Annotated in this window: 7 protein-coding genes and 1 pseudogene; 5 read left to right on the top strand and 3 right to left on the bottom strand. The window is 34.9% G+C overall.

The features are described 5' to 3' along the window. Positions 1-59: 59 nt before the first annotated feature. Positions 60-2,687 carry a TonB-dependent receptor gene (locus P5P90_RS04445; protein ID WP_278036004.1) on the bottom strand — a complete coding sequence of 876 codons (2,628 nt, stop codon included), beginning with the start codon at positions 2,685-2,687 and terminating at the stop codon, positions 60-62. 271 nt (positions 2,688-2,958) lie between these two features. Between P5P90_RS04445 and ychF the strand changes: the two genes are divergently transcribed. From ychF to P5P90_RS04420, 5 genes are all read left to right on the top strand, one after another. Beyond that, a complete protein-coding gene (gene ychF, locus P5P90_RS04440; RefSeq protein WP_278036003.1) occupies positions 2,959-4,053 on the top strand; it encodes a redox-regulated ATPase YchF in 1,095 nt (364 codons plus the stop codon). 125 nt (positions 4,054-4,178) lie between these two features. Then, positions 4,179-4,499, top strand: coding sequence for a hypothetical protein (locus P5P90_RS04435; protein ID WP_278036002.1), 321 nt, complete (start codon positions 4,179-4,181; stop codon positions 4,497-4,499). A gap of 369 nt (positions 4,500-4,868) precedes the next feature. Then, positions 4,869-5,399, top strand: a complete 531-nt coding sequence (locus P5P90_RS04430; protein ID WP_278036001.1) for an NADPH-dependent FMN reductase — start codon at positions 4,869-4,871, stop codon at positions 5,397-5,399. A gap of 186 nt (positions 5,400-5,585) precedes the next feature. Then, positions 5,586-7,448, top strand: coding sequence for a DNA topoisomerase IV subunit B (locus P5P90_RS04425; RefSeq protein ID WP_278036000.1), 1,863 nt, complete (start codon positions 5,586-5,588; stop codon positions 7,446-7,448). A gap of 84 nt (positions 7,449-7,532) precedes the next feature. Then, positions 7,533-10,268, top strand: coding sequence for a DNA gyrase/topoisomerase IV subunit A (locus P5P90_RS04420; RefSeq protein WP_278035999.1), 2,736 nt, complete (start codon positions 7,533-7,535; stop codon positions 10,266-10,268). A gap of 38 nt (positions 10,269-10,306) precedes the next feature. Here P5P90_RS04420 and P5P90_RS04415 read toward each other — a convergent pair whose 3' ends face one another. Both P5P90_RS04415 and P5P90_RS04410 read right to left on the bottom strand, forming a co-directional pair. Continuing rightward, on the bottom strand, positions 10,307-10,960 hold the full coding sequence (locus P5P90_RS04415) for a 3'-5' exonuclease (RefSeq protein WP_278035998.1): 654 nt from the start codon (positions 10,958-10,960) through the stop codon (positions 10,307-10,309). Continuing rightward, positions 10,960-12,896: pseudogene (locus P5P90_RS04410) on the bottom strand (DUF294 nucleotidyltransferase-like domain-containing protein). Before P5P90_RS04410 ends, P5P90_RS04415 begins: the two are co-directional and overlap by 1 nt. Positions 12,897-12,983 lie beyond the last annotated feature (87 nt).

Genomic DNA, 12,983 nt, shown 5'->3' with positions numbered 1-12,983 from the left:
TTTCAATTTAGAAAAAATCCTGAGTATTATGCTCAGGATTTTTTTTGTTTTAGAATATTTTAGAAATTAAAACCTAATCGAGCATAGTAATAAGCTCCGCTAAAACCCATTTGGACCGCATCCCAGTAACCACCACCTTCTACATCAGCATCTTGTTGATCAGGGTAAACATTAAATAGGTTGTTAGCTCCAATGCTTAGTTTAGAATTTTTGTTTAATTTGAATCCTAAAGTTAAATCGGTTACTAGTTTTGAACTATAATAGTCAGTAGCTCCACCATAATCAATTAGCTTAACTTCGCTAAAACGGGTAAATGCTAATCCTGTGTTGAACCAATTTACATCGTAACTAAGGTTTAGTCCAAATTTATTTTTAGGTGCTGAAGCTAGTAAGAAGGCTTTTTCTCTTTCGCCAAAGAAAATTTCTTTGTCTAAAGTACCATTTTTAACATTTCCAATTTTCATATCGTTTATGTTTCCAACTAAAGTGGCACTAAAAGTTTGGTCTGCAAATTTCTTTTTCCAAGAAAGGACTACATCCAAACCATAGGTTTTGGTATTAACGCCATTAACGAAAAATTGCGCTTCATCGACACCCAAATTAAAGGAAGAAGCATCAAAATATCCAGTCAAAACAATTCTGTCTTTGACATTGATAAAATAGCCATCAACAGTAGCATTAAAATCACCAAAAGTTGATGTGAAACCAAATGAAGCATTTACGGCTTTTTCTTCATTAAGTTTTTCTATACCAAAGGCTTTAGTAACCGGGCTGTTATTTGGTGAAAGTAATATTTCGGAAGCACCGCTTGAACTAAAGTTGGTAAATCTTAGGTTATAATAAATTTGAGCTAATGATGGAGCTCTAAATCCTGTACTAATAGAGCCTCTAATGTTGAAATTGTCTGAAGCTTTGATACGGGTTGCTAGTTTTCCGTTGAATGTGCTTCCAAAATCACTATAATTTTCAAAACGCATCGCTCCGCTAATTAAAAAGGATTTATTTACATCAAGCTCTAGATCGGTATATAAAGATACATTAGAGCGACTTTTGTCTACCACATTTGCAGGACTATATCCTGGGAATCCTTGTGAGCCTCCGGGTCTTGCTTTAATTGAAATAGGGTCAATTGGTGCTGATTGCGTGCTTGGGTCAGATATAGGTCTGCCGTTGGTGTCATAAGTAGCATAAGAACCTTCTTCTCCGGCAAAAATATTAAAAGTTTCGGTTCTGAATTCCGAACCAAAAGCAACGTTTAAACCATCTAAAACCGAATCAAAGTTTTTCGAAAAATCTAAATTGGTAGTATTTTGACTTAGGCTATGACCACCAGCGTCAAATTCAGTTGGCGAAGCTTCTTCGAGTGATGCATTTATTGTTCCTTTGATGTAATAGTGGAATAAGTTTTTTCCAAAAGTATTACTGAAGTCTATTTTCCAGCCACTTTTGGTTTCTGTTTTGATGCCTGCCGCAAAAGAATTGTCAAGAATATTAGAAGTGATTCGTGGTGTATAACCTCCAGGATAAATAGATTCAACCACTCTTTCTCCATCATTTCTAGTGAACGCATAAGCATCAGTGTCACGATAATTTCGTCCTCCAAAAGCATAAATTTCGGTTTTATCTGAAACGGGTATTGACAGGTTTCCAAATAAGTTAAAACCTAAAATTGAAGCCTCACCAAATCCTTTTCTGAAATCAAAACCAGGGCGAAATGTTTTGTTTTTGTTTAAATATTCGGTTGTAAAATTGGCATAACCACCTTTTTCGCCAACAGCCACGCCATAATTTGCAGATACTTTTACAGAACCTCCATCAAAGGCTTGGTCTTTTCCGAATGTGTTTCCAAAACCGTTTTGATCTAATCTGTAACCGTCAGTATTTGCTGTTCCGGTAGGGAAGTCTCCTTTAGCATTAGTGTTGTAGGCGCCGTAAGAAACTGTTCCTGTGAATTCATCAATATTATCGTTTAGAACAATATTTACTACCCCGGCAATAGCATCTGAACCGTATTGTGCTGCGGCACCGTCTCTTAAAATTTCAATTCTTTTTATCGAAGCAGCAGGAATAGCATTTAAGTCGGTACCAGTATTACCTCTACCACGTGTCCCAAATAAATTGATCAAGGAAGATTGATGTCTTCTTTTTCCATTGATTAACACTAAAGTTTGGTCAGGTCCAAGACCTCTTAAAGTAGCGGGGTCTACATGGTCGGCTCCATCAGAGCCTGATTGTTTATTAGCGTTAAATGAAGGTGCTACATATTGTAGTAATTCATTGATTTCTAATTTTCCACTCTGGGTACTTACGTCCCTCATGTTGATGATGTCGATAGGAACAGCGGTGTTTACTACGGTTCTTTTGGTATTTCTCGAACCTACAATTACCACATCACTTAATATTTCGCCACCTTCAGAATTTAGGGTCACGTTTATTACGCTGTTTGTAGCTTGTTTTTCAGTGGTTTTGTATCCAATATAGCTAAATACTAAAGTTGCACCCTCTTTTACTTTGATGACATATTTTCCATCTAAATCGGTGGAAACGCCATTATTAGTTCCTTTTTCAATAATATTTACCCCAGGCAGATTGCTGCCAGTTTGGTCTTTGATAACCCCGGAAATGCTTTTTTGTGCTATGATCGAGCTAAAACTCAAAAGCAGAATTAATAGGTGGACGTTTTTCATACTAGTCTAATTTTAAGTTTTTTGATGTTGCAATATAATAAAATTTTAACATTTTTTATGATTTAGTTTTTGGAAAATGTTTAATTGTCTAAAAAATATTTAATGTATTTAAGAAAGGGATGCACTTTTTTAAATAAAATAAAGTAGTAATTTCATTTTTATCTTTCGTTAATAGCTTCTAATACATTTATTAAATCTTATATTTGCACACTTTTAAAAATAAATTTTTCAAAAAGCACTTTCTAATTGTGCTGTAAAAAATATAAATAACATGAAAGCAGGAATTGTAGGATTACCTAATGTTGGAAAATCAACACTTTTTAATTGTTTGTCAAATGCTAAGGCGCAGAGTGCAAACTTTCCTTTTTGTACTATCGAACCTAATATTGGTGTGGTAAATGTTCCAGACCCTAGAATTGCACGTTTAGAGGAATTAGTTAAACCAGAGCGTGTTCAAATGGCTACAGTAGATATTGTGGATATTGCGGGTTTAGTAAAAGGTGCAAGTAAAGGAGAAGGTTTAGGAAATCAATTTCTGGGTAATATCCGTGAGTGTAATGCGATTATTCATGTTTTACGCTGTTTTGATAACGATAATATTGTTCACGTAGATGGAAATGTAAATCCTATTCGTGACAAAGAAACTATTGATATCGAATTGCAGTTGAAAGATTTAGAAACGGTTGAAAAACGTTTGGAGAAAGTAAATCGTGCTGCAAAAACAGGTAATAAGGAAGCTCAGGCTGAAAAAGCACTTTTAGACCGTATTAAAGATGCATTATTGCAAGCAAAATCGGCAAGAACAGTAGTTCCACAATCAAATGATGAAGAAGCTTTGATGGAAGATTTCCAATTGATTACTACAAAACCAGTTTTGTATGTTTGTAATGTAGACGAAGCTTCGGCTGTAACAGGAAACAAATATGTGGATCAAGTTCGTGAATTGGTAAAAGATGAAAACGCAGAAGTTATTGTACTTTCTGTAGGTGCAGAGGCAGATATTACTGAATTAGAAAGTTATGAAGAGCGTCAGGTTTTCTTGGAAGATTTAGGTCTTACTGAACCAGGTTCGGCAGTATTGATTCGTGCGGCTTATAAATTATTAAATTTACAGACTTATTTTACAGCAGGTGTTAAAGAAGTTCGTGCCTGGACAATTAATATCGGTGATACAGCGCCAAAAGCGGCAGGGGTAATTCACTCTGATTTTGAAAAAGGATTTATCCGTGCAGAAGTAATTGCGTATGAAGATTTTTCGAGCTATGGTTCTGAATATAAAGTGAAGGAAGCTGGGAAATTGCGCGTGGAAGGAAAAGAATACATTGTAAAAGATGGTGATGTAATGCACTTCAGGTTTAATGTATAGTTTTTTAGAATAAAGAGACAGAAAAAAGAAAATAAATAAAACCGTTGAAGCAATTCAGCGGTTTTTTTATTTATTAATTTAAGATTTATATGTAATTTCATTTTAAATTTTTTAATACTTACAAAGTGAAAAGATGTTTATTGGTTTTAGGATTACTCATTTTGATTTCTTGTAAAAAAGTTGAAAATGAGCCTTTTGGATTTAATTTTTATTTCGAAAAGACTCAGCCTGTAAATGATTCTGAATTGTTAAAAATTCCAAATAAATTTCAAGGATTGTTTATGAATTCTGATTCTATTTATGTTAATGTTCAGGAAAATATTATTTTAAAGGAGTATTATAATAAATTTCGATTTCACAAAAAGGATTTTGATTCTATAAAGATAAATTTTGATAAAGTAGGGAATAAATATATTTCTAAATTTAACAATGAAGTGTTTGATTAATAGGTTGCTTAGGGATTCAGTTGAATTTTTAAACAAACAAATAGATACTTTTTTTGTTTTTTCGAATAATCAAAAAGCCAAACGATTTGACGGATAATTAGTACTTAATTTCAAGGATTCTATTTATTGGACCATAAAATCAATTCGTTTAGAGAAAAATATCCTTAAAATAAAATACATTTATTCCGAAGAAGATTTGAAACTAATGGATTCGCTGACAAAAGTAAAATCAATAATGATTGATTCCTCTTCTTTCATTCTCAAACCTTCTAGAAATGAATTGAAACGAATTTTAAATTTAAAAAGATTGGGTGAAGAGTTGATGTATAAAAAAGTGAGAAATAATTAATTTTATAAAATAAGGAAAGCATGAAAATAATCGCTTTTGGCGGAAGCCCCAGTAAAAACTCTATCAATAAAAAATTAGCCACTTATGCGGCTGGATTGTTTCAAAATGCAGAAGTGGAAATTTTAGATTTAAATGATTATCAGATGCCACTTTTTACTGTTGATATCGAAGCCGAAATTGGACAGCATGAGTTAGCGAACGCTTTTTTATCAAAAATTAAATCTGCAGATTTTTTAGTGGTTTCTTTGGCTGAAAATAATGGAAACTATTCAGCGGCTTTCAAAAATATTTACGATTGGTGTTCCCGAATTGTTCCAAAAGTTTTTCAGGGAAAACCAATGTTGTTAATGGCTACTTCTCCCGGAGGCCGAGGCGGTGCTACCGTTTTAGAAATTGCTAAAAATGCTTTTCCACGTTATGGTGCGGATATAAAAGCTACTTTTTCTTTACCGAGTTTCAATGATAATTTTGATGTCGAAAAAGGAAAGATTTCTAATGCCGAATTGGATGGTGAATTGAAGAAAACGATTGGTGAAATTCAGGAAAAGTAATCGATTATTTCGTTTTAACGATAAAATTAAATTTTTCTGTCTTGGTATTGGACTTTTCTTAATTCTAAAATCTGTTTTTCGCTTTCTCTTTTTCCCACTGTCAATATCATTTTTGATAACTTTGGTCGGAAGCCCTTTTAAAATAGGGTGAGATATGCTATATTAGCAAAAAATCCACAAAATTTAATGTCAGATCAAAGTAAATATACCGAAGATAATATTCGGTCACTCGACTGGAAAGAGCATATTCGTATGCGTCCCGGTATGTATATCGGGAAATTGGGTGATGGTTCTTCACCTGATGATGGTATCTATATTTTATTGAAAGAAGTACTCGATAACTGTATCGATGAGTTTGTCATGGGCTCCGGTAAAACGATCGAGGTGACTATCAGGGACAAAACAGTAGCCGTTCGCGATTACGGCCGTGGAATTCCGTTAGGTAAAGTGGTCGATGTGGTTTCTAAAATGAATACGGGAGGAAAGTATGATTCTTTAGCCTTCAAGAAATCCGTTGGTTTGAATGGGGTAGGTACGAAGGCGGTGAATGCTTTATCGACCTTCTTTAGGGTAGAATCGGTTCGTGAAGACAAACAAAAAGCAGCCGAATTCTCTGCCGGAAATTTGGTTCTGGAAGAAGATATCATAGAAACAACAAAGCGAAAAGGAACCAAAGTAACCTTTACGCCAGACGAAGCTATTTTTAAAAACTACAAATTCAGAAATGAGTATGTAGTTAAAATGCTTAAAAATTATTGTTACCTGAATACTGGATTGACCATCATTTATAATGGTGAGAAATTCTTTTCAGATTATGGATTAAAAGATTTATTAAACGAAAATATTGCCGAAGAAGATAAGGTTTACGACATCATTCACTTAAAAGGAGATGATATCGAAATCTCTATGACACATAGTAAGTCGCAATACAGCGAGGAATACCATTCTTTTGTAAACGGTCAGAATACCACTCAGGGAGGTACGCACTTAGTTGCCTTCAGAGAAGCCATTGTAAAAACCGTAAGAGAGTTTTACAACAAAGGTTTTGAACCTTCGGATATTCGTAAATCCATTGTGGGAGCGGTGAGTATTAAGGTGATGGAGCCTGTATTCGAATCGCAAACCAAAACCAAATTAGGTTCAACAGAAGTAGGTTCGGAACCGGGAATGCCATCGGTAAGAACTTTTGTAAATGATTTTGTTAAAAATAATCTTGACAATTATTTGCACAAAAATCCAGAAACGGCCGATTTGTTGTTACGCAAAATTTTACAAGCCGAAAGAGAGCGTAAGGAGCTTTCGGGTATTCGAAAATTAGCCAAAGACAGAGCTAAAAAAGCGAGTTTGCACAACAAGAAATTACGTGATTGTCGTGTGCATTTGCCGGATATTAAAAATCCAAGATATTTAGAAAGTACGCTATTTATTACCGAGGGGGATTCGGCTTCGGGTTCGATAACCAAGTCGCGTGATGTGAATACACAAGCCGTATTTAGTTTGCGAGGTAAGCCTTTGAACTCCTACGGAATGAGTAAAAAAATTGTGTACGAGAATGAGGAATTCAACTTGTTACAAGCGGCTTTGGATATCGAGGACGATATGGAAAATCTGCGTTACAACAACATCGTAATCGCTACCGATGCTGATGTCGATGGTATGCACATTCGCTTATTGTTGATTACGTTCTTTCTGCAATTTTTTCCAGAGTTAATCAAAGAAGGGCATTTGTATATTTTGCAAACGCCTTTATTCAGGGTTCGAAATAAAAAAGAAACGATTTATTGCTATTCTGAAGAAGAAAGGGTAGCCGCAATCGAAAAATTAAAACCAAAGCCGGAAATCACCCGATTCAAAGGTTTGGGAGAGATTTCTCCAAATGAGTTCCAGCATTTCATTGGCGATGACATTCGATTAGATCCTATTATGATGGATAAAAATACTTCGGTAGAACAATTGTTGTCTTTTTATATGGGTAAAAATACCCCAGACCGACAAGAGTTTATTATCAAGAATTTGAAGGTGGAAGTGGATACAATGGAAGAGGCTTAGTTTTTAAAAGCCAGATTTTAATTGAGCAAAACCAAGAGTTGGACAAATTTTTATAATAGAAAAACTGAAATAAATTCAGCATAAATGAAAGACGAAGAAGACGATAACATTATTCCGGACAACGAAGAAAATAACGAAGAACAGGATGCAATTGAGGAGAATCAAGATGGCGATGAGTCAGAGGAACCTATTGAAGTAGCCGCTTCTTCTTTTGAAGGAAGTCATTTTTACGAGAATCAGGACGAAGGAGATGGTAGTGATACCATTACCAAGGTTACTGGTATGTACAAAGACTGGTTTTTGGATTATGCTTCTTATGTAATTTTGGAGCGTGCCGTTCCGGCTATCGAGGACGGATTCAAACCAGTACAGCGTCGTATTATGCACTCTTTGAAAGAGTTGGATGATGGTCGTTATAACAAAGTGGCCAATGTTGTAGGGCACACCATGCAGTATCACCCACACGGAGATGCGAGTATTGCGGATGCCATGGTACAAATTGGTCAAAAAGATTTATTGATAGATTGTCAAGGAAACTGGGGTAATATTTTAACTGGTGACGGCGCAGCGGCTTCGCGTTATATTGAAGCCCGTTTGTCTAAGTTTGCTCTGGAAGTTTTGTATTCGCCTAAGATTACCGAATGGGGCGTTTCCTATGATGGTAGAAAAGCCGAACCAATCAATCTTCCGGTAAAATTTCCATTATTATTAGCTCAGGGAGCAGAGGGAATTGCAGTAGGACTTTCGACGAAAGTATTACCTCATAACTTCAATGAGCTGATTGATGCTTCTATAAAAATTTTAAAAGGAAAGCCATTTACGCTGTATCCTGATTTTATGACAGCGGGTATTGCCGATGTGTCGAACTACAATGACGGTATGCGCGGCGGACGTGTGCGTGTGCGTGCCAAAATTGCCCAGCTGGACAAAAATACTTTAGTTATTACCCAAATTCCGTTTTCGACGAATACATCAAGTTTGATTGATAGTATTTTGAAAGCTAATGAAAAGGGGAAAATTAAAATCAAGAAAATTGAAGACAATACTGCAGCTGAGGTTGAGATATTGATTCATTTATATCCGGGAGTTTCTCCTGATAAAACGATTGATGCCTTGTTTGCCTTTACTGCCTGCGAAACATCAGTGGCGCCATTAGGTTGCGTTATTGAAGATAACAAGCCTTTGTTTATAGGGGTTTCACAGATGTTGAAAATTTCTACGAATAGAACAGTGGATTTATTGCGTCAGGAGTTGGAAATTCAATTGGAAGAATTAAAAAACAAATGGCATTTTTCGACCTTGGAAAAAATCTTCATTCGTGAAGAAATGTATATTGATTTCAAATTGTACTCTGATAAAGAATCTTTATTCAAATACATGTACGATCGTTTTGAGCCTTTCAAAAAATCATTTGTTAGAGAAATAAATGATGAGGATTTACAGCGATTGACTCAAATTCCGATGATTCGTATTACGCGTTTCGATTCTGATAAGGCCGATGATTTCATAGCCAAATTAGAAGAGGAAATGAAGGAGGTAGAATACAATTTGGAACACATTATTGATTTTGCTATTGCTTATTTTACCAAACTAAAAGAGAAATATGGTAAAGGAAGAGAGCGTCAAACGGAGCTGCGTATTTTTGATGATATCGAAGCCACGAAAGTAGTGTTGCGTAATACAAAATTGTTTGTAGACAGAGCGGAAGGTTTCGTAGGTACCAGTTTGAAAAAAGACGAATACGTTACCGATTGTTCGGATATTGATGATGTGATTGTTTTCCTTCGAGACGGAAGTATGATGGTAACTAAAGTAGATGCCAAAACTTTCGTAGGGAAAGACATTATTCACGTGGCCGTTTTTGACAAGAGTGATAAACGCACCATTTACAATATGGTATATCGAGATGGTAAATCAGGTCCTTCTTATATTAAGCGATTTAATGTTTCTGGGGTAACCAGAGATAAATTGTATGATTTGACCAATGGAACTAAAGGTTCTCAAGTCTTGTATTTTACTTGCAATCCAAATGGGGAGGCTGAAGTGATTTCGATTCTTTTACGCCAAATAAGCAATATTAAGAAATTGAAATTCGATTTGGATTTTGCCAAATTAGCTATTAAAGGACGTGCTTCTAAAGGGAATTTGGTAACCAAATATCCAATTAAGAAAATCGAAATTAAAGAAAAAGGAATCTCAACTTTGTTGCCGAGAAAGATTTGGTATGATGATACCGTTCAGCGATTGAATGTAGATGGTAGAGGTGAATTATTGGGTGAATTTAGGCCTAGTGATAAAATCCTAATCATTCAGCAATCAGGAAAGTTGAAGGTGATTATTCCGGAATTATCAACGCACTTTGAGGAAGATATGATTGTGTTGGAAAAATGGATTCCTAAAAAACCTATTTCGGCCATTTATTATGATGGGGAAAAAGAACGCTATTATTTGAAACGTTTTTTGGTGGAAAATGAAGGCAAAGAGGATATATTTATTACAGAACATCCTAACTCTCAATTAGAATTAGTTTCTACAGATTATAGACCAATGGTAGAGTTGGTTTTCTCTAAAGTAAAAGGGGTACAAAAAGAAAGTATCACAGTTGATGTTGAAAATTTCATAGCGATAAAAGGATTTAAAGCCCTAGGAAATCAATTAACAACCGATAAGTTAAAACAGGTCAATGCGTTAGAGCCATTACCTTATGAAGCTCCTGAAGAAATCATAGCCGAGGAATTAGAGGTTAAAGGCGAATTAAATGCCGATGATACTCAAGTACAATTGGACGAAGACGGTCAGATAGGTTTAGTATTAGAATAAAAAAACTTCCGCTACGGCGGAAGTTTTTTTTTAGGTATTTACCGAAAGAGTTGGTACAATTTCATCTCTTTATTTTCTTTCAATTTTTTAATGATTTTTAGAAAAGCAATTGCGGTAATGTAGGCATCCCCCACAGCGGTATGTCGGTCTTTTTTTGAAATATCAAACTTATCAGCCAAATCATCAAGGGTATAATGATCCTTGTGTTGAATCAAGTTGGATTTTATTAGCGTTCTTTTGTACAAAGAAGCGGTATCCAAGGTTTTGTTTTTAAGTGTATCCATTCCATTTCTTTTCAAAGCATTATTGATCATCGTAATGTCAAATAAGGCATGATGAGCGATAATAATAGAATCACCTACATAATCCAAAAATAACTTCAAAACCTGAATTTCAGTTTTATGGTCTAATACATCACTACGGATGATACCATGTATTTGTACACTCGTTTTGTCAAAATGTTCTTGATCCATATAGTGTTCAAAAACATTTTGCAAATTGATAACGCCATTTTCTAATGTTATTGCACCAATGCAAAGAATACGATCGTTTTCATAATCAAAGCCAGTAGTTTCAGTATCTAAAACCACAAATCGCTCGGATTCTATAGGCCGATTTAAGGATTCGTCTATGAGTTTTTTCAAAATACCTAATATTTCAAGTATTTCTATGATTTTTTCTTTGAGTGTCATTATATTGTGATTTTTCCAGGATTAAAACGTATCGATATAACCTCCTGTAATTCTTTAATTGTCTTAAAAGTGGCTTTTAGTTTTACTTTTTCTAATTTGGTTAGCGCTTCTAATTCGATAAATTGTCCAGAATCATGGTGCAATAAACCTTGTTTAGTTCGGAATTTAAGTAAGGCTTTGTAGGAGTAGGCGCAAGACAAATACAATTCTTTGTTTTGTGGTTCCAATTCAGCTAGTTTTTCAAAACGTTCAGGAGTATTACTTATTCCTTTTATTCGATGGGATAATATTAAAACCCTTGCAGCATCGGCTAGTGGCATTAATGCACGGCGTTTTATGTCAAAGAAATCTTTGTGTGCGCCATCTTGCTCAACCAAAAATTGTCTAAAAATCCCGTAGGCGAAGGGCTTTGTAGTGCGCCACTAACCAAGTGAACATAGAAAATAGGATTCGCTTCAATATCACCAAAAATATAATCTGCGAGTTCATTTGCCAGTTCTCTATCGCCATAAGATAAGCTATAATCAAAAAAGATGAACGACAGTAATACTTCATCTTTTCCAGGATTGCTAATCCAATCGTGTACTAATTCTTTCCATTGGTTTAAACTCAAGCACCATTTTGGGTTAGAAGCCATCATTTCGGCAGGACAATAATCATAACCAATTTCGAAAAGTCCTTTGTTGACCTCGGCCGCTAAGTCCAAGAAATACTTGCGTGTTTTTTCTCGAATTACTTCAGGAACATCTTCGTATATCAAGGCATTATCTTGATCGGTGTGTAATAATTGTTCGCTACGTCCTTGACTTCCTAACGCTAACCACGAAAAACGAGCAGGAGGAGGCGTTTTCATTTTGTCTAAAGACAATTCGATTACGCGTTTGATACAGGCATCGTTTAATTCAGTGATAATTTTAGACGTAAGTGTAATAGGAATATTTTGATCTAAATAGCCTTGTAGTAATTGCATGATTTTAGCACGAATAGGCTTGATTGCTTTCGCTTTTTTAACCCTTTTTAATGCTTTAATTAAAACCGCTGGATTGTTTCCTAAGGCTACCATGACATCATGTTTGGATAAAATACCTACCACTTTCGTATTAGTAGTTCCGTCTTTTGTCAAACAAAGATGACTGATATTACTTTTCATCATGGCCATTTGTGCTTGAGTAATGGTCATTTTTTTTGAATACGTAATTACAGGCGAATTCATAATTACATCGGCGGTAGTATTGATGGAATAGTCTCCCGTAACAATTTTATTTCGTAAATCTTTGTCGGTAATAATTCCTACAGGGAGCATGTCTTCCACCACAAGCATTGCCCCAATATTCTTTTTAGTCATCGTTAGAGCAATTTCTTTAGCAGTTGCTGCTCGGGAACAAGTGACAATTTTTTTTGAATATTTAATAGGTTGAAGGTCTAATATTTTATTATCCTTATCAATAATGTCACCACTAGCAGTTTCATCCTCTAGAAAGTCACCGTATAGTTTTTTACTATGACTTTTAGAATAGGGATTTTGTGTGTTGGAAGCAAAACTGTCAATAATAAATGAACCAACATTTGAATTTTTAATAGCATAGGGTTTAAAAATGTCAATAGGAATAGCATATAAGATACATTCTTCGTGTGCAATTGCTTCCATTTTGTAATTTTCATGCGCAATCAAAGGGCGTAGACCAAAAATATCGCCTTCGTCACACATGTCTAGAATATCATTTTTGCCTTTTTTACGTAATTCAATAGCCCCTTTATGTACTACATAAAAAGAATCATGCGTTTCTTCATTTTCTTCAAATATGACAGCTCCTTTTTCTTTGTAAATGATAGACACTTTTTCAGATAATAGCTGAATATCATGCTTGTCTAAAAAATTAAAAGGGGGAAAGTTTTTTAAAAAGTCGGCTACTCTTTGTGAAATGGTATTTTTCATTAAAAAATATTTTTATGGCTAATTTTTTGGGTTTGTTTGGCTAAAGAAATACGAAATGCATTTCTTGGTATCAAATACTAATGTATT

The organism is Flavobacterium nitratireducens, from assembly GCF_029625335.1.
GTDB classification, from domain to species: domain Bacteria; phylum Bacteroidota; class Bacteroidia; order Flavobacteriales; family Flavobacteriaceae; genus Flavobacterium; species Flavobacterium nitratireducens.
This window is presented reverse-complemented; position numbering and strand designations above follow the sequence as displayed.

Excerpts from the sequence above, each read along its gene's own strand:
- P5P90_RS04445 (WP_278036004.1), bottom strand. The coding sequence starts at position 2,687 with ATGAAAAACGTCCACCTATTAATTCTGCTTTTGAGTTTTAGCTCGATC.
- ychF (WP_278036003.1), top strand. The coding sequence starts at position 2,959 with ATGAAAGCAGGAATTGTAGGATTACCTAATGTTGGAAAATCAACACTT.
- P5P90_RS04430 (WP_278036001.1), top strand. The coding sequence starts at position 4,869 with ATGAAAATAATCGCTTTTGGCGGAAGCCCCAGTAAAAACTCTATCAAT.
- P5P90_RS04425 (WP_278036000.1), top strand. The coding sequence starts at position 5,586 with ATGTCAGATCAAAGTAAATATACCGAAGATAATATTCGGTCACTCGAC.
- P5P90_RS04420 (WP_278035999.1), top strand. The coding sequence starts at position 7,533 with ATGAAAGACGAAGAAGACGATAACATTATTCCGGACAACGAAGAAAAT.
- P5P90_RS04415 (WP_278035998.1), bottom strand. The coding sequence starts at position 10,960 with ATGACACTCAAAGAAAAAATCATAGAAATACTTGAAATATTAGGTATT.